The following is a 15,905-nucleotide window of genomic DNA, read 5'->3' as shown; positions in this document are numbered from 1 at the left end:
CGGTCAGTTCGACTTCGGCTCTTCGACTTTGCGCTCGATCTGCGTCTTCGAGGCCACCACCGGCTTGCCCTTGAGCCGGTTGAGTGCCTGCTGGAGCGGGAAGTCCTCAGGCGCGCCGTACTCGGGCAGGCGCAGCACCTTTTCCTTGCCATCCTTGGCCTTCGCGTTGGCCTCTTCGAGCTTCTTGAGCGCCTCCTCGCGGGCCTTCTCGCGGGCGGCGTCCTTCTTCTCGTCGCCATTGTTGAGGTGCTTGTCCAGATCGGCCTCGCGCATGCGCAGCGCGGCGTACGGACTGCCTTCGGCGGTTTCGTCCACCGGCACGTCCGGCAGGATCCCCTTGGCCTGGATCGACTGGCCGGACGGCGTGTAGTAACGCGCCGTCGTGATCTTCAGCGAGGTGTTAGGCATGGGCAGTCGTGCCATCTCGCTCTGCACCGAGCCCTTGCCGAAGGTCTGCGAGCCCATGATGATGGCGCGCTTGTGGTCCTTGAGCGCGCCGGCCACGATCTCGCTGGCCGAGGCCGAGCCCTCGTTGACCAGCACCACCACCGGCACCGACTTGATCAGCGCCGGCAACCCCGCCAGCACATCGCTGCCGTCCCGCGAATAGAACATCGGCGACGCCTTGAGCACGCTGCGCGACTCGGCGATCTGGCCGTTCGTGGACACCACCACCGCGTCCTTGGGCAGGAAGGCCGCCGAGATGCCGACCGCGCTGTCGAGCAGGCCGCCCGGGTCGTTGCGCAGGTCGAGGACCAGGCCCTTCAGGTTTGGCTCGGCGCGGAAGATCTCCTTCAGCTGCTCGACGAAGTCACGCAGCGTCGGCTCCTGGAACTGGTTGACGCGGATCCAGGCGTAACCGGGCTCCATCACCTTCGAGCGCACGCTCTTGGTCTTGATTTCCTCGCGGATGATCGTGACCGGGAAGGTGCGGTTCTCGGCCTTGCGGTAGACGGTCAACAGTACCTTGGAGCCGCTCGGGCCGCGCATGCGCTTGATGGCCTGGTCCATGTTCAGGCCCTTGACGGCCGTGTCGTCGATCCGCGTGACCAGATCTCCAGTCTGCAGTCCGGCACGGAACGCCGGCGAGCCTTCGATGGGCGAGACCACCTTGACGAGCCCATCCTCCATCTCGATCTGGATGCCCACACCGGTGAACTTGCCGCTGATGCCTTCGTGGAATTCCTTGTACGCCTGGCCTTCGAAATACGCCGAATGCGGATCCAGTCCGGACACCATGCCGCCGATCGCGTCGCGGATCAGTTTCTTCTCATCGACCGGCTCGACATACGACCGCTTGACCAGGTCGAACACCGCGGCGAGCTGCTGCATGTCCTCCAGCGGCAGCGGCGAGAGCGCGCTGCGCGCCGTGGCCTGCAACTGCATCGTGGCCAGCGCACCGGCGACGGCCCCGACAGCCACCCAACCCGCAACCTTCAATTTGCTACCCATTTCGGACACCTCTTGCGTTGCAGGCCACGCCAGCCTGCACACCATGAATCGTTCGGTCAGTATAGGACGGGCCATGTGCGCCACCACTGAACGGCCCGCCATGCCCCTGCACACATCCGGCGAGAAGCGGGGAAATGCGGCCATTCGCCGCACTGCCGCCCGGAAAAGGCCGGACGCCCGGAAGTCGCTAAACTGTGCGGCCACCCCCGATCGTCCTGCCGAGTCACCCCGATGCACACCGCCAGCCTCTCCAGCAAAGGCCAGATCGTCATCCCCAAGGCGCTGCGCAGCGAGTTGAATCTGGCGCCCGGTACCCGTTTCGCGCTGACCATCGACGCGGGACGCCTCGTCCTTGAGCCGCTGCGCGAGCCGGAGTTCGACCTGGACGCGATCCATGCCGCCGTCGATGCACTCGCAGCTTGCCTCGGACGGAATCCGCCATGATCTACCTCGACAGCTCGGTGCTGGCCCGGCTCATCCTGCGCGACCAGCCCGCCGCCTACGTTGCAGCGCGCGAGTTGCTGCGCCAACCAAAACGTTTTGGCGTCACCGGCACCGTGCTGCTGGAGCTGGTCTGGCTGCTGCAGCGCCAGCACATCAGCCACAACGACCTCGGCAGCGTCATCGCCGCCATCCTCGCCCTGCCCAATCTGCACTGCCCCGACATCGAAGCGGTCTGGACCGCCCAGATGGCCCACACCGCCGGCATGGACTTCGCCGACGCGCTGCACCTGGCGATCAGCGCCGAGGCAGGCGCCACCGGTTTCGTCACCGCCGATCCACTGCTGGCCCGCCATGCCCAACGCCTGGGGCTGCAGCCGCCGGTCGAGCTGCTTGGCTACCATCCCGAACCATGACCGCCCAAGACCACGTCCACACCGACCCCGCCGACTCGCCCCTGGGCAAGGCCGTTGCCACCTACCGCGACACCTACGCCCCCGAACTGCTCTATCCGATGTCGCGCGCACCGAAGCGCGAGGAGATCGGCATCACCGCCGCCAACGCCGGTGGCCGCCTGCCCTTCATGGGCGCCGACCTCTGGACCGCGTTCGAACTGTCGTGGCTCACCCCGCGCGGCAAGCCCGAGGTGGCACTGGCGACCTTCACCGTGCCCTGCGACTCGCCCAACATCATCGAGAGCAAATCGTTCAAGCTCTACCTCAACAGCTTCAACATGACGCGTTTCGACTCGATCGACGCGGTGCGCGAGGCGCTGGTGCGTGACCTGGGCGCGGCGGCCGGCGCCTACGTCGGCGTCAGGCTGGTCCTGCCGGAGCAGTTCGATGCACAACCCCTCCACGAACTCTCGGGCCTGTGCCTGGACCGGATGGACATCGACTGCGACGTGTTCCACCCCGCGCCCGAACTGCTGACTGCCGCCTTCGACGAACTGCCCGTCACCGAGACGCTCACCTCCAACCTGCTCAAGAGCAACTGCCTCGTCACCGGCCAGCCGGACTGGGGCAGCGTGCAGATCACCTACAGCGGCCCGCAGATCGACCAGGCCGGCCTGCTGCGCTACCTGGTGAGCTTTCGCGGCCACAACGAGTTCCACGAGCAGTGCGTCGAGCGGATCTACATGGACATCCTGACCCGCTGCCGGCCGGTGAAGCTGCAGGTCTACGCCCGCTACACCCGCCGCGGCGGACTCGACATCAACCCCTGGCGCACCAGCCACCCCGCCGCGGCGCCGGCCAACGTCCGCAACGCCCGCCAATGACCACCCCGACCGACCCGACCACTGCCCTGACCCTGTACGGTATCCCGAACTGCGACACCGTCAAGAAGGCCCGCGCCTGGCTGGCCGAGCGCGGCGTGGCGGTCACGTTCCACGACTTCAAGAAACAAGGCGTCCCCGAGACCGCGCTGGACAGGTGGATCGCCCAGGTCGGCTGGGAGACGCTGCTCAACCGCAGCGGCACGACCTGGCGCCGGCTGGACGACGCCACCAAGGTGGCCGTCACCGAGGCCGCCAGCGCCCGCGCACTGATGCAGACCCAGGCCAGCGTCATCAAGCGCCCGGTCGTGCAATGGCCGGACGGCAGCGTCACCGTCGGATTCAGCCCGGAACGGTTCAGCCAGAAACTGGCTTGACATCCCCGCCCCGCAGGTCAAAGACTGCGGAAGCCACCACCGCGCCGTTGATCTGCAGCGCCACCGGGTGCGCACCGCGATGGTAGACGCGGGTCGTGATCGGTCGCACCGCATGCTGCTTGACGAGCGTCCGCGTCTCGCCCGGTGCCAGCGTCAGGGTCCAGCCCTTGAAGACCTTGGGCGACGTGCTGCCGTTGGCCTTCACGTGGTGGATGACGTAGTCGACCACCAGCGCCTGCGGCTGGCGGGACAGCGAGGTCAGCGTCGCCGAAACAGTCAGGCGGTCGCCCAGCGTGATCTGCGCTGGCGTGACTGTCAGCTCGGCGCGGCCCTGCAGTGCCTCGCCCTGCCCCCAGGCCGCCAGCACCGCCGCATCGCCGGCCTTGATCAGCGACCGGCTGGCGTGGCGCAGCAGCGCGCGGCGCTCGACCGACGCCCCTGGCAAGTGGCGCTGCAGCCATCCCGCGACGACCGCGGGATGGTCCTTGGCGATATCGTTGAGGTGATTGGCCACCGATCGACGCACATACGGACTCGGGTCGTCCTGCAACGCGGCAAGCAGTGGCAGCGTCGGTGCCGGATCGGCGATCAGCGGCCGCAGTTGCAGGCCCCAGGGCAGACGCGGCCGGCTGCCCTCGCTGACGAGGCGGCGCACGTGCGGGCTGGGGTCGTCGCACCAGCGCTGCAGCGTGGCGAACACCGTGTCCGGATGCCGCAGCAGCAGGGGCCGGATCGCCCACTCGGCGGTGAACCGCTGCGTCAAGGCGTGCAGCGCCTGCAGCGCGCGGTGCGGATCCTCCAGCCCGCGTCGCGCCACCCATTCGCCCATCGGCCAAAGCGCCCAGCCGGCAAGCCCCTGCGGGCCGGTCCGCAAGGCACCCAGGTCGGCACCGGCAACCACGGGCACGAGTGCCGCTTCCAGGATCTCCACGCCCGCCGCGAACCCGGCGGGCAAGGTCGATTCCAGCGCATCGGCCAGATGCATCGCGCGGGCCTTGAGTTCCAGCGCCTCCAGCCCGTCAAGGGCCAGCTGCTCGAAACGCGGGCGGTCAAACACCGGCGCGACCCGCTGGAGGTGCGCACCGATGGCCCGGACCACGGCAGGGTCCAGCAACAACTTGAAAGGTTCGGTCATCTGCTTGGCGGAAAATGGACGCCAGTGTGTACTGAAAAACCCTCATCCCATTCCTTAGGCGAGGATCGGCCGGTCGCAGCGGCAGCTAAAGTCGTCTCGCCCATCCACTCCGCCCGTCCTCCCTGCGCCCTGCCGTGAAGCCGATTCTCTCCATGCACCGGCGCCGGTGGCAGGCCGTGCGCACGACGGGCAAGATCGTGTTCGGTCTCGTGCTGGCGATTGCACTGGTCGCCATTCTGGCGCTCGGAACGGCGATTGTCCGGCTGTGGCCCGACCTGCCCCCGCTCGACAAGGTCACCCACTACGAACCGCAGCAGCCGCTGGTCGTCTACACCGCCGACGGCGTGCAGATCGGGCAGTTCGGCGCAGAGCGGCGCCAGTTCGTGTCGATCGCGGACATTCCCGCGATGCTGCAGGGTGCGGTGCTCGCCATCGAGGACACCCGCTTCGAGCAGCACTTCGGCATCGATCCGCTCGGCATCGCCCGCGCCCTGCTGGCCAACCTCGGTGGCGGCATGCGCCAGGGCGCGTCGACCATCACGCAGCAGGTGGCGCGCAACTTCTTCCTCTCGCCCAGCAAGACGCTGGAGCGCAAGCTCAAGGAAGCCCTGCTGGCGCTGCAGATCGAGCGCAGCCTCAGCAAGGCGCAGATCCTGGAGCTGTACATGAACCAGATCTACCTCGGCCAGCGCGCCTACGGCTTCGCTGCAGCGGCCCAGGTCTACTTCGGCAAGCCGCTGTCGGCGCTGTCGATCGCCGAGTCGGCCATGCTCGCCGGACTGCCGCAGAACCCGAGCTACGCCAACCCGGTCACCAACATCACCCGCGCCCGCGCCCGGCAGGCGCTGGTGCTCACCCGCATGGAGAAGGTCGGCCTGATCACGCCGGAAGAACACGCCGCCGCGCTGACCGACACCCTGGCCATCCGGCTGCCCACGCACACCGAGGTCCACGCCGAATACCTCGCCGAGATGGTGCGTCAGGCCGTGATCGCCCGCTTCGGCGAGACCGCGAACACGCAGGGCTACAAGGTCTACACCACCGTGCGCGCGGCCGAGCAGCAGGCTGCCTACGCCGCGCTGCGCGCCACCGTGATGGACCACGAGCGCCGCCAGCCCTGGCGTGGCCCCGAGGGTCACGAAACGCTGCCTTTCCTGCGCGGTGCCGAGCTGGAGCGCGCAGCGGCCCAGGCCTTGCGCGACCACCAGGACGACACCGACCTGCGGCTGGCCATCGTCACCGAGTCGAACCAGCGGGGCGTCACGGCGCAGCTCGCCACGGGGGAGTCGGTCCAGCTGACGGGCGCCAGCCTCACCCGCGTGCGGGCCGCGCTGCTGCCGGATGCGCCCGAGGAACTCGCGATCCGCCGCGGTGCCGTCGTCCGGCTGGAGTGGCGCGACGCCGGCTGGGCCATCGGCCAGTGGCCGCAGGTACAAGCTGCGTTCGTTGCGCTGGAGCCGGGCAGCGGCAGGCTGCAGGCCCTCGTTGGCGGCTTCGACTTCACGCGCAGCCCCTTCAACCGGGCGACGCAGGCGTGGCGGCAAGCGGGCTCCAGCATCAAGCCCTTCCTCTATTCCGCTGCCCTGGAACAGGGTGTGATGCCCGGCACCCTCGTCAATGACGCGCCGTTCCTCGCCTTGGGTGACACAGCACCCACCAGCTGGCAGCCACGCAATGCCGACGGAAAATTCGACGGCCCGATCACCGTGCGGCAGGGTCTCGTGCGGTCCAGGAACCTGGTCAGCGTGCGCCTGCTGCAGCAGATCGGGCTGGACAGTGCCCGCGACTGGATGGGCCGCTTCGGTTTCGATCCCGCGCGTCTGCCGAACGACCTGACGCTGGCGCTCGGCTCCGGCAGCACCACGCCAATGCAACTCGCACAGGCCTACGCGCTGCTGGCCAACGGCGGCCAGGACACCACCCCGGTCTTCATTGACCGCATCACCAACGCGCAGGGCGTGGTCGTGTTCCAGCCGCCGCGCCTGCCGCCCCACGAGGCCGACAGCCACGCCATTCCGGCGCGCAATGCCTTCCTCGTCAATTCGATGCTGCAGGACGTCACCCGCACCGGTGGCACGGCCGCACTCGCCCAGCGCACGCTGCAGCGCAACGACCTCTACGGCAAGACCGGCACCACCAACGACGCCGTCGACGCCTGGTTCGCCGGCTTCCACCCCAGCGTCGTCGCGGTGGCCTGGGTGGGCTTCGACGAGCCGCGCAGCCTGGGCGAGCAGGCCTCCGGCAGCGCGCTGGCCCTGCCGATCTGGATCGGTTTCATGGAAAAGGCACTCGCCGGACTGCCGGACATTCCGCCGGTCGTGCCAGACGGCATCGTGCGCGTAGGCAACGACTGGCGCTATGCCGAGTGGGCGCAGGGTGGACAGGTCGAGCGCATCGGCATCGAGCCACCGACGGCAGCGAGCGAGCCGCAGGCGATGCCTGCCGCGTCCGCCGTGCCAGCCCTACCGACCGTCACGCCGGCGCTGTGACGGAGGCCAGCCCCTCGCCGGGCACCACAGCGGCCGCCGTGCGCTGGTCCAGGTGCGTCAGGTACAGCCGCAGGTCGAACTCCAGCTGGTGGTAGTCCGGCGCCATGTGGCAGCACAGCGCGTAGAAGGCCTTGTCGTGCTCGCGCTCCTTCAGATGCGCGAGTTCATGCACCACGATCATCTTCAGGAAGTTCGCCGGCGCCTCGCGGAACAGGCTGGCGACCCGGATCTCGCGCTTGGCCTTGAGCTTGCCGCCCTGCACGCGCGAGATGGTGGTGTGGGTGCCGAGCGCGTGCTGGATGACCTTCAGCTTCGGGTCATAGACGACCTTGGCCAGCGGCTCGGCGCTGCGCAGATAGCGGCTTTTCAGCGCCTGCGTGTAGTCGTACAGCGCGCGGTCGGTGCGCACCTCGTGGGGCTCGGGGTGGCGCCTGGCCAGCAACGCACCGAGCTGGTCCTGCGCGACCAGGTCCAGCACCTGCGCCTGCAGATCGGCCGAGTAGCCGCGCAGGTACTTCAGGGTGGTCGCCTCGCCGGGCGCGGGAGTCACTTGCCGCCGCCCTGGTAGACGTCACGCGGATCGTCGAGCGAGGCCGCGTTCAGCACCTTGCCGTCGAAGTCGAAGGTGACGCGGAACACTTTGCGCGTCTGGACATCGAGCCAACGCCAGTCCCAGACCTCTTCCTTCTTGAGCTGGAAGGCCTGCTTCTCGGCAGGCTGACCGAGCAGGCGGCGCACCTCGGCCACCGCCATCCCCGGCTGGACCTTGCCGAAATACGCCGGGTGCAGCACCTGGCGCAAACCGGTCATCTTGCCGTCCGGGCCGATGGTGATGTAGTAGTTGGTGCTGCCTTCCGGCTGGCGCGTGTACTCGAAGACACGCGTACCGTCCTCGGCGCGCTGGATGTCGAGCGGCGTGCCGAACTCGCGCATCACGTCCATCTCGGTCGCCACGCCCTCTTCGAGTTTGGCGATCTTCTGCTGGTCGCAGCCGGCCAGCAGCGCCGCGGCGGCCAGCATCAGCGGCAGCACGCCGCGGGTGAACAGGTGTTTCATGGTGGTGGTGCGTTCTGCGTTCAGATGGACGGAATCGGCTTCAGCAGCCCGGTGAACGATTCTCGCGCCGGGGGCGCGGACAAAGGTTCGAACTCGATGAGCTGTTCGGGCACGTCGCAGTCGGGCAACTGGTCCAGCAGGTGCCGGATCAGCGTCAGCCGGCCGCGCCGCTGGTCGTTGAAGTCCACCAGCGTCCACGGCGCCTGCTGCGTGTGGGTCGCGTCCAGCATCGCGTCGCGGGCCATGCCGTAGTCGCGGTACTTCAGGCGTGCCTTCAGGTCGATCGGCGAAAGTTTCCAGCGTTTGAGAGGATCGTCACGGCGCTCGGCGAAACGTGCCTCCTGTTCGGCCTGGTCCACCGTGAGCCAGTACTTGAACAGCAGGATGCCGTCATCGACCAGCAGCTGCTCGAACGCCGGTGCCTGCTTCAGGAAGCGCTGCACCTCGTCCTCGCTGCAGTAGCCCATCACCTTCTCGACACCGGCGCGGTTGTACCAGCTGCGGTCGAACAGCACGATCTCGCCGGCCGCGGGCAAGTGCGCGACGTAGCGCTGGAAGTACCACTGCGTGCGCTCGACTTCGGTCGGCTTGGGCAAGGCAACGACGCGGCACTGGCGCGGATTCAGGCAATCGCTGACCGCGCTGATCGCCCCGCCCTTGCCCGCGGTGTCGCGCCCCTCGAAGACCACCAGCACCCGCTTGCCGTGGTGCGCCACCCAGCGCGCCAGCCGGTTGAGCTCGACCTCCAGCGGCTCCAGCGCGTCGGCGTAGTCGGATTTGCCGAGGCGATCCGTGGCCTTCTTGCTGCCTTTGCTGTCCTTGTCCTTGCCCATGGTGTGCGCTCCTTGTGTCAACCCATCAACCCGTCAACCGCGTGCAGCAAACTCGGCCAGCACGTCCTTGAGCATTCGCGCCTTCGCCTTGCGGCCCTTGAGGTTGCCCTTGCTCAGCCGTTCCGCGGCCTGACGCGCCACCTTGGTGTCCACGGCGACGTAGGTGTGGAAATCGGTGACGTTGATCTTGCCGATCTGCGCCGACACGTAGCCGGCCTCTCCGGTGAGCGCGCCCAGCACGTCGCCGGGCCGGATCTTGTCCTTGCGACCACCGAGGATCTGGATGGTCTGCATCGGCGGCACCAGCGGCGGCGCGTCCTCGACCTCGGCGTTGAACAGCTCGGCCAGCGGCGACCACACCGTCTCGCGGCCCTGCAGCACCTCGATGCGGCCGACACGCCCCATCTCGTCGAGGCTCGCCAGACTGAAGGCCAGCCCCTCCTCGTCGGCGCGCCCCGTGCGGCCGACGCGGTGGGTGTGGACCTCGGTGTCCGGCGTGATGTCCACGTTGATGACCGCGCCGAGTTGCGCAATGTCCAGACCACGCGCCGCCACGTCGGTCGCCACCAGCACCGAGGCGCTGCGGTTGGCGAACTGGATCAGCACCTGGTCGCGGTCACGCTGCTCCAGATCGCCGTGCAGCGCCAGCGCCTCGAAGCCGGACGCCACCAGCACGTCCACCAGATCACGGCAACGCTGCTTGGTGTTGCAGAAGGCGATCGCGCTTTCGGGGCGGTATTTCTTCAGCAGCAGCGTCACGGCGTGCAGGCGCTGCGACTCGGCCACCTCGTACCAGTGCTGGAGGATCTTGCTCGGCGCATGGACTTCCTTCAGCTTGACCTCCTGCGGATTGCGCAGGAACTCGCGGCTCAGGTTGGCGATGCCTTCCGGGTACGTCGCCGAGAACAGCAGCGTCTGGCGCTGGCGCGGACACTGGCGGGCGATGGAGGCGATGTCGTCGTGGAAGCCCATGTCGAGCATCCGGTCGGCCTCGTCCAGCACCAGCGTGTTGAGCACCCCCAGCACCAGGCTGCCACGCTCCAGGTGGTCGCCGATGCGGCCGGGCGTGCCGACCACGATGTGGGCACCGTAGGCGAGGCTGTCGATCTGCGGGCGCATGGTCGAGCCACCGCACAGGGTCAGGATCTTGATGTTGTCCTGCGCGCGGGCGAGGCGGCGGATCTCCTGGGTGACCTGGTCGGCGAGTTCGCGGGTCGGGCACAGGACCATCGCCTGCACGTCCTGGCGCGCGACATCCAGCCGGGCCAGCAGCGCCAGCGCAAACGCCGCCGTTTTGCCACTGCCGGTCTTGGCCTGTGCGATCAGGTCGTGGCCGGCGAGCGCGAGCGGCAGGCTGGCGGCCTGGATCGGGGTCATGCGGGTATAGCCGAGTTGCTCCAGGTTGGCGAGCATGGCCGGCGACAAGGGCAGGCGCGAGAAAGAGTCGAGAGCGTTCGTGGGTTCTTGCATGGGGCGGATTATCCGGGCAGGCGAGAATGCGCCCCCATGCACCGCACCATCTTCGACACACCCGGCGTCAACAGCGCTTTCCGAGCCCTCTCCGCGACGGTATTGCGCCTGTCGGGTTGGACGGTGGAAGGCACCCTGCCGCCCGAGGCCACCAAGTGCGTGATCATCGCCGCGCCACACACCAGCAACTGGGATCTGCCGTACACGCTGATGGTGGCGTTCGTGCTGAACCTGCACATCTACTGGATGGGCAAGTGGCAGATCTTCCGCGCGCCGTTCGGTGGGCTGATGCACTGGCTGGGGGGCATCGCGGTGCGGCGGGAGACCTCGAACAACCTCGTCGCCGCGTCGGCGCAGGCGCTGGCGGACGCCGAAGGGCCGGTGCAACTGATCGTGCCGCCGGAGGGCACGCGCAGCAAGGTGCGCTACTGGAAGACGGGCTTCTACTACATCGCGCTGCAGGCCCGGGTGCCGATCGTGCTGGCCTACCTCGACTACCACCGCAAGGTCGGCGGCCTCGGCCCGGTGTTCCACCCCACCGGCGACATCGAGCGCGACATGGTGACGATCAAGCAGTTCTACGCCGGCATCCGCGGGCGCAATGCGGAGCAGTTCGATGCGCAACTTTAAGCACGCCCGCACCCACCGAGGCGCGGCATGGCTCGCTGTCCTGCTGCTTCCGCTGGCGGCGGGTGCTGCTGATCGGGTGCGCTGCCACATCGACTACGGCGGCGAGGCGCGGCAGCTCGACGCCACGCCCGTTGCCAGCCCGCTGGGGGTGGCGCCGGTCGAGGTGGGGTCGTACTTCCGCTTCCGGCTGGTGCTGCTGCGCACGGCGGGGATGCCGGACGAGTTGCGTGTCGAGACCTTCGCTGACCGCGACGACGGACCAGTGCTGGTCCACCAGGGCCGCTACACCGCCCCGCTGCAGGGCGCCGGCCGCAATGGCGGCTTCACCGGACACCAGACGGTCTACGAACCCGTCCGCGACGGCGAGTTGCACTACTGGTGCGAATGGAAGGCATCCCGATGAACTGCCTGCTCCGCTTGGGCGCCGCACTGGCGTTGGGCACCGTCTTCTTCTGTGCCGCCGCCCCCACGGTCCACGCCACCAAGCCCCGGACACCGGAAGCCACCGTGCGCCTGGTCTTTGCCGGCGACGTGATGCTCGACGACGGCCCGGGGCGCACCATCGCGGCGGGTGGCGATCCGCTGGCGGCGTTCGACGCGGTGCTGCGCGACGCCGACTACACCATCGGCAACCTCGAATGCCCGATCGCCACCACCGGCCAGCCGATGGACAGCAAGATCTTCACCTTCCGTGCCGATCCGCGGGTGCTGCCGGTGCTGCAAGGACGGTTTGATGCGCTGGCGGTCTCCAACAACCATGCCGGCGACTACGGGCGGGCAGCGTTCATGGAAACCGTGCAGCGCGTCCAGGCGGCCGGCATCGCGGTGTTCGGTGGTGGAGAAAACCTGCGCGCTGCACACGCGCCGCTCTGGATCAGGCGCAACGGTCTGCGCATCGCGGTACTCGGCTACAACGAGTTCAAGCCGCGCGCCTTCGAGGCAGGCGCGCACTGGCCGGGCGTGGCCTGGAGCGATGACCGGGAAGTGGTGGCAGACATCCGGGCCGCGCGCAAGGCGGGGGCGGATGTGGTGATCCCGTTCATGCACTGGGGTTGGGAGCGAGAGCCGCACACCAGCGCCCGGCAGCAGCAACTCGCCCGGCGGATGATCGACGCAGGCGCCGACGCCGTGGTCGGCGGGCACCCGCACGTCACCCAGGGCGCCGACACCTACAAGGGCAAACCCATCGTCTGGAGCCTGGGGAATTTCGTGTTCGACGGCTTCGACCTACCCCCGGCGCGCATTGGCTGGGTGCTGCGCCTGACGGTGGACCGGCGCGGTGTACGGGCCTGGGACACGGTGGAGGCGCAGATGGACGATGCCGGCACGCCCACACCGCGCTGGGACCGTCTGACGCCCTGCGGTTGGCGGGGCGAGTCGACGGTCATGCGCTGTCAGGCACCGCCACCGGTGCGCTGACTGTCGAAACTGACACGCGGCCCCTCTGGCAATTCGATCTTGACTTCGAGCACTTCGAGGTTGTCGTGTCGCTCCAGATGGACCTTGATGTCGTTCGGGTTGATCGACACGTATTTGGTCACCACGGCCAGCAGCTCGCGCTGCAGCGCCGGCAGGTAATCCGGGCTGGCACTGCGCGAGGTGCGCTCGTGGGCCAGGATGATCTGCAGGCGTTCCTTGGCCACCGTCGCGGATTTCTGCTTTTCACCGAGCATGAATGATAGAAACCCCATGGGGTCACCTCGCGCCAAACAACCGCTTGAAGAAACCCGGCTTCACCAGATCGATGAAGCGCATCGGTTTTTCCTCGCCGAGAAACCGCGACACCACGTCCCTGTAGGCCTCTGCAGCGTCCGAATCTGCCATGTGGATCACGGGTACGCCCTGGTTCGACGCCTGCAGCACCGCCTCTGACTCCGGAATCACACCGATCAGCTTGATGCGCAGGATCTCGTGGATGTCCTCGATCGACAGCATCTCGCCGCCCTGCACGCGGGTCGGGTTGTAGCGGGTGATGAGCAGATGCTCCTTGACCGGCTCGCGGCCTTCGATGGCGCGCAGGGTCTTGGAGGCCAGCATGCCGAGGATGCGGTCCGAGTCGCGCACGGAAGACACCTCGGGATTCGTCACCACCAGCGCCTCGTCGGCGAAATGCATCGCCATCATCGCACCCGTTTCGATGCCGGCTGGCGAGTCGCAGACGATGTATTCGAACCCCATCTCCGCCAGTTCCTGGAACACGCGACCCACGCCATCCTTGTTCAGCGCTTCCTTGTCACGGGTCTGGGAGGCGGCCAGCACGAAGAGATTCTCGCAGTGCTTGTCCTTGATCAGGGCCTGCTGCAGATGCACTTCGCTGTTGATGACGTTGATGAGGTCATACACCACGCGGCGCTCACAGCCCATGATGAGGTCGAGGTTGCGCAGGCCGACATCAAAGTCGATGACAACCGTCTTGTGTCCCCTGATCGCCAGTCCTGAAGCAAAGCTGGCGCTGGTGGTTGTTTTTCCGACGCCCCCCTTCCCGGAGGTCACAACAATGATCTTGGCCATCCGTCGAGGTCCTTTCTGTTGACTTGTTTGTTATTTACTGACTTGGGGAAACATCAAACCTTGATGGGTTCGATGATCAAGGTATCGCCGTCGAGCCGAACCTGCGCGGATTTACCGCGCACCTCCAAAGGCAGCGGCGGATCTGTCGTCTGATATATCCCGGCGATGGAGATCAATTCAGGTTCCATGCAGGTCGTGAATATCCGGGCATTCACATCCCCTGTGGCACCCGCAATTGCCTTGCCGCGCAGCGGAGCATAGACATGGATGCTGCCATCGGCGATCACTTCGGCGCCGTGGTTGACGAGGGCAAGGATGACCAGATCGGACCCCTTGGCATAGACCTGCTGGCCGGAGCGCAGCGGCCGATCGATCACCATCACCGACGACGCGCGCGGCTGCACGGGTGCCGCAGCGGCCACACGTGCTGGTGGCGGACCTTCCTGCGGCGGTACCTCGCACAGACCGGCCGCCTGGGCCGCGGCCATCTGCGCCGGCGATCCGCCGCGCACAGCCACCGGCACCATGCTGTAGCTGCGCATGAGTTCGATCAGTCCGCGAAAATCGATCGCTTCCAGAGAATCCTGAATGTGTGCCAGATCGATCAGGACCGGATCGTGATTGAAAAATTCTGTCGATGGCCCCAGACGGACTCGCAGTTGTTCAGCCAGATCCGGCAAGCGGGGAGACTTCACCACCAGAGCGACCAGCGTGAGCGTTGCACTTTTCAGATCAAACACGGCGGGTGAGTTTCCCGGAGACGCTAGGGCCATGTGACAGCAATCGGCATCAGGTAATACGACAAGTGTACCCACTGGATGACACCGCCAAGAAGCACGGCGCCACGATAATGAGAACTGTAGAGAGATTGAATGATTGAATGGTCAAACAGGTGAATTTTCACCGATGCATTCGGTTTCATCCTCACCCAGAAAACCCCCACTCTGCCGCGCCCATAGCCGGGCGTAGAGCCCCCCCTGCGCCAGCAAGTTGCGGTGGTCGCCCTGCTCGACGATGCGCCCCTGGTCCAGCACGATCAGCCGGTCCATCGCGGCGATGGTCGACAGCCGGTGGGCGATGGCGACGACGGTCTTGCCCTCCATCAGCGCGTACAGGCTGGCCTGGATGGCGGCTTCGACTTCGGAATCGAGCGCGCTGGTGGCCTCGTCGAGCAGCAGGATCGGCGCGTCCTTGAGCATCACGCGCGCAATGGCGATGCGCTGGCGCTGACCGCCGGAGAGCTTGACGCCGCGTTCGCCCACATGGGCGTCGTAGCCCTGCCGGCCGGCGGGATCGCTCAGCGTGCGGATGAACTCGGTGGCCTCGGCGCGCCGGGCCGCGTCGATCATCGCCGCGTCGCCCGCGTCGGGTCGGCCGTAGAGGATGTTGTCGCGCACCGAGCGGTGCAGCAGCGAGGTGTCCTGCGTGACCATGCCGATGTGCTCGCGCAGACTGTCCTGGGCGACGTGGGCGATGTCCTGCCCGTCGATCACGATGCGCCCCGACTGCACGTCGTAGAAGCGCAGCAGCAGGTTGACGATGGTGGATTTGCCCGCACCGGAGCGCCCGACCACACCGATTTTCTCGCCGGGCCGGATGCGCAGGGACAGGCCCTGGATCACCGGCGGGCGATCGGCGGCGGCGGCACCATACGAGAAGGTGACGTTCTCGAACACGACCTCGCCACGCGGCACGTCCAGCGGCGGTGCATCCGGTCGGTCGAGGACAGCGCGTGGGCGCGACAGCGTGCCCATGCCGTCCTGCACCGTGCCGATGTGCTCGAACAGCGAGGTCATCTCCCACATCACCCAGTGCGACATGCCGTTCAGACGCAACGCCATCGCCGTGGCGGCCGCGAGCGCGCCCACGCCGACCTGCCCCTGCGTCCACAGCCACAGCGCCGCGCCGGTCGTGCTCGCGATCAGCAGCATGCTCAGCACGTGGTTGACGATCTCGAACGCGGTGACGAGCCGCATCTGCGACTGCACCGTGGTCAGAAACTCCTGCATCGCCGAGCGCGCGTAGCCGGCCTCGCGCTTCGAGTGCGAGAACAGCTTCACCGTCGCGATGTTGGTGTAGGCATCGGTGATGCGGCCGGTCATCATCGAGCGCGCATCGGCCTGCGCCTTCGCGACCTTGCCCAGCCGCGGCACGAAGTACCACAGCGCTGCGCCGTAGCACAGCAACCAGCCGGTGAACGGCGCCAGCAGCCAGCGGTCGAAGCCGCCGAGCATC

The 15,905-nt window shown here is 67.3% G+C and carries 18 protein-coding genes; 8 read left to right on the top strand and 10 right to left on the bottom strand.

Annotated features, from left to right (window positions below; translation table 11 throughout):
• Positions 1 to 3 precede the first annotated feature (3 nt).
• The gene (locus tag RMP06_RS11430) at positions 4 to 1,452 is read right to left on the bottom strand and encodes a S41 family peptidase (RefSeq protein WP_310461907.1); all 1,449 of its coding nucleotides are present in this window, start codon (positions 1,450 to 1,452) and stop codon (positions 4 to 6) included.
• A 231-nt stretch (positions 1,453 to 1,683) separates the two neighbouring features.
• Between RMP06_RS11430 and RMP06_RS11425 the strand changes: the two genes are divergently transcribed.
• The 4 genes from RMP06_RS11425 to RMP06_RS11410 are packed head-to-tail and all read left to right on the top strand — an operon-like array spanning position 1,684 to position 3,546.
• Positions 1,684 to 1,896, top strand: a complete 213-nt coding sequence (locus RMP06_RS11425; protein WP_310461906.1) for an AbrB/MazE/SpoVT family DNA-binding domain-containing protein — start codon at positions 1,684 to 1,686, stop codon at positions 1,894 to 1,896.
• Entirely contained in the window at positions 1,893 to 2,309 is a 417-nt protein-coding gene (locus RMP06_RS11420) for a type II toxin-antitoxin system VapC family toxin (RefSeq protein WP_310461905.1), read from the top strand. The genes RMP06_RS11425 and RMP06_RS11420 overlap by 4 nt, the downstream gene beginning before the upstream one ends.
• A complete protein-coding gene (queF, locus tag RMP06_RS11415; RefSeq protein ID WP_310461904.1) occupies positions 2,306 to 3,172 on the top strand; it encodes an NADPH-dependent 7-cyano-7-deazaguanine reductase QueF in 867 nt (288 codons plus the stop codon). Before RMP06_RS11420 ends, queF begins: the two co-directional genes overlap by 4 nt.
• Positions 3,169 to 3,546 (top strand): ArsC family reductase, encoded by a 378-nt coding sequence (locus tag RMP06_RS11410; RefSeq protein WP_310461903.1) that lies wholly within the window; start codon positions 3,169 to 3,171, stop codon positions 3,544 to 3,546. The genes queF and RMP06_RS11410 overlap by 4 nt, the downstream gene beginning before the upstream one ends.
• Here the strand turns inward: RMP06_RS11410 and RMP06_RS11405 are convergent.
• Entirely contained in the window at positions 3,527 to 4,681 is a 1,155-nt protein-coding gene (locus RMP06_RS11405; protein WP_310461902.1) for a DNA alkylation repair protein, read from the bottom strand. The genes RMP06_RS11410 and RMP06_RS11405 overlap by 20 nt on opposite strands.
• A gap of 152 nt (positions 4,682 to 4,833) precedes the next feature.
• Between RMP06_RS11405 and RMP06_RS11400 the strand changes: the two genes are divergently transcribed.
• Positions 4,834 to 7,170, top strand: a complete 2,337-nt coding sequence (locus RMP06_RS11400) for a penicillin-binding protein 1A (RefSeq protein WP_310461901.1) — start codon at positions 4,834 to 4,836, stop codon at positions 7,168 to 7,170.
• Here the strand turns inward: RMP06_RS11400 and RMP06_RS11395 are convergent.
• From RMP06_RS11395 to dbpA, 4 genes are read right to left on the bottom strand one after another with little or no spacing between them, the layout of a single operon-like run.
• Entirely contained in the window at positions 7,154 to 7,720 is a 567-nt protein-coding gene (locus tag RMP06_RS11395; protein WP_409050149.1) for a YgjP-like metallopeptidase domain-containing protein, read from the bottom strand. The two genes, RMP06_RS11400 and RMP06_RS11395, sit on opposite strands and share 17 nt — an antisense overlap.
• Entirely contained in the window at positions 7,717 to 8,226 is a 510-nt protein-coding gene (locus tag RMP06_RS11390) for an outer membrane protein assembly factor BamE (protein WP_310461900.1), read from the bottom strand. Before RMP06_RS11390 ends, RMP06_RS11395 begins: the two co-directional genes overlap by 4 nt.
• Positions 8,227 to 8,246: 20 nt before the next feature.
• A complete protein-coding gene (gene ppk2, locus RMP06_RS11385; RefSeq protein WP_310461899.1) occupies positions 8,247 to 9,059 on the bottom strand; it encodes a polyphosphate kinase 2 in 813 nt (270 codons plus the stop codon).
• Between the two features lie 33 nt (positions 9,060 to 9,092).
• The gene (gene dbpA / locus RMP06_RS11380; protein WP_310461898.1) at positions 9,093 to 10,529 is read right to left on the bottom strand and encodes an ATP-dependent RNA helicase DbpA; all 1,437 of its coding nucleotides are present in this window, start codon (positions 10,527 to 10,529) and stop codon (positions 9,093 to 9,095) included.
• 36 nt (positions 10,530 to 10,565) lie between these two features.
• Here dbpA and RMP06_RS11375 point away from each other — a divergent pair, with 36 nt between their 5' ends.
• From RMP06_RS11375 to RMP06_RS11365, 3 genes are read left to right on the top strand one after another with little or no spacing between them, the layout of a single operon-like run.
• A complete protein-coding gene (locus tag RMP06_RS11375) occupies positions 10,566 to 11,159 on the top strand; it encodes a 1-acyl-sn-glycerol-3-phosphate acyltransferase (protein ID WP_310461897.1) in 594 nt (197 codons plus the stop codon).
• Positions 11,146 to 11,562, top strand: coding sequence for a hypothetical protein (locus RMP06_RS11370; RefSeq protein ID WP_310461896.1), 417 nt, complete (start codon positions 11,146 to 11,148; stop codon positions 11,560 to 11,562). Before RMP06_RS11375 ends, RMP06_RS11370 begins: the two co-directional genes overlap by 14 nt.
• Positions 11,559 to 12,578, top strand: a complete 1,020-nt coding sequence (locus tag RMP06_RS11365) for a CapA family protein (protein ID WP_310461895.1) — start codon at positions 11,559 to 11,561, stop codon at positions 12,576 to 12,578. Before RMP06_RS11370 ends, RMP06_RS11365 begins: the two co-directional genes overlap by 4 nt.
• Here RMP06_RS11365 and minE read toward each other — a convergent pair.
• The 4 genes from minE to RMP06_RS11345 all read right to left on the bottom strand — a co-directional run.
• Complete coding sequence (gene minE, locus RMP06_RS11360; RefSeq protein ID WP_310461894.1) at positions 12,554 to 12,850, bottom strand: cell division topological specificity factor MinE; 297 nt, start codon at positions 12,848 to 12,850, stop codon at positions 12,554 to 12,556. The two genes, RMP06_RS11365 and minE, sit on opposite strands and share 25 nt — an antisense overlap.
• 4 nt (positions 12,851 to 12,854) lie before the next feature.
• Entirely contained in the window at positions 12,855 to 13,670 is an 816-nt protein-coding gene (gene minD, locus RMP06_RS11355) for a septum site-determining protein MinD (RefSeq protein WP_310461893.1), read from the bottom strand.
• A 53-nt stretch (positions 13,671 to 13,723) separates the two neighbouring features.
• The gene (gene minC / locus RMP06_RS11350) at positions 13,724 to 14,443 is read right to left on the bottom strand and encodes a septum site-determining protein MinC (protein WP_310461892.1); all 720 of its coding nucleotides are present in this window, start codon (positions 14,441 to 14,443) and stop codon (positions 13,724 to 13,726) included.
• 111 nt (positions 14,444 to 14,554) lie between these two features.
• Positions 14,555 to 15,905: ABC transporter ATP-binding protein (locus tag RMP06_RS11345; protein WP_310461891.1), on the bottom strand; the 1,351-nt coding region annotated here is incomplete at its 5' end.

Origin of the sequence: Sphaerotilus sp., assembly GCF_031429695.1 — a bacterium.
Taxonomy (GTDB): Bacteria; Pseudomonadota; Gammaproteobacteria; order Burkholderiales; family Burkholderiaceae_C; genus Sphaerotilus.
The sequence above is the reverse complement of the archived record's forward strand: the minus strand, read 5'-3'. Positions and strand labels throughout refer to the sequence as shown.

Excerpts from the sequence above, each read along its gene's own strand:
- dbpA (WP_310461898.1), bottom strand. The coding sequence starts at position 10,529 with ATGCAAGAACCCACGAACGCTCTCGACTCTTTCTCGCGCCTGCCCTTG.
- RMP06_RS11425 (WP_310461906.1), top strand. The coding sequence starts at position 1,684 with ATGCACACCGCCAGCCTCTCCAGCAAAGGCCAGATCGTCATCCCCAAG.
- minE (WP_310461894.1), bottom strand. The coding sequence starts at position 12,850 with ATGGGGTTTCTATCATTCATGCTCGGTGAAAAGCAGAAATCCGCGACG.
- RMP06_RS11370 (WP_310461896.1), top strand. The coding sequence starts at position 11,146 with ATGCGCAACTTTAAGCACGCCCGCACCCACCGAGGCGCGGCATGGCTC.
- RMP06_RS11430 (WP_310461907.1), bottom strand. The coding sequence starts at position 1,452 with ATGGGTAGCAAATTGAAGGTTGCGGGTTGGGTGGCTGTCGGGGCCGTC.
- minD (WP_310461893.1), bottom strand. The coding sequence starts at position 13,670 with ATGGCCAAGATCATTGTTGTGACCTCCGGGAAGGGGGGCGTCGGAAAA.
- RMP06_RS11375 (WP_310461897.1), top strand. The coding sequence starts at position 10,566 with ATGCACCGCACCATCTTCGACACACCCGGCGTCAACAGCGCTTTCCGA.
- ppk2 (WP_310461899.1), bottom strand. The coding sequence starts at position 9,059 with ATGGGCAAGGACAAGGACAGCAAAGGCAGCAAGAAGGCCACGGATCGC.
- RMP06_RS11420 (WP_310461905.1), top strand. The coding sequence starts at position 1,893 with ATGATCTACCTCGACAGCTCGGTGCTGGCCCGGCTCATCCTGCGCGAC.
- minC (WP_310461892.1), bottom strand. The coding sequence starts at position 14,443 with ATGGCCCTAGCGTCTCCGGGAAACTCACCCGCCGTGTTTGATCTGAAA.
- RMP06_RS11400 (WP_310461901.1), top strand. The coding sequence starts at position 4,834 with ATGCACCGGCGCCGGTGGCAGGCCGTGCGCACGACGGGCAAGATCGTG.
- RMP06_RS11365 (WP_310461895.1), top strand. The coding sequence starts at position 11,559 with ATGAACTGCCTGCTCCGCTTGGGCGCCGCACTGGCGTTGGGCACCGTC.
- RMP06_RS11410 (WP_310461903.1), top strand. The coding sequence starts at position 3,169 with ATGACCACCCCGACCGACCCGACCACTGCCCTGACCCTGTACGGTATC.
- RMP06_RS11390 (WP_310461900.1), bottom strand. The coding sequence starts at position 8,226 with ATGAAACACCTGTTCACCCGCGGCGTGCTGCCGCTGATGCTGGCCGCC.
- queF (WP_310461904.1), top strand. The coding sequence starts at position 2,306 with ATGACCGCCCAAGACCACGTCCACACCGACCCCGCCGACTCGCCCCTG.
- RMP06_RS11405 (WP_310461902.1), bottom strand. The coding sequence starts at position 4,681 with ATGACCGAACCTTTCAAGTTGTTGCTGGACCCTGCCGTGGTCCGGGCC.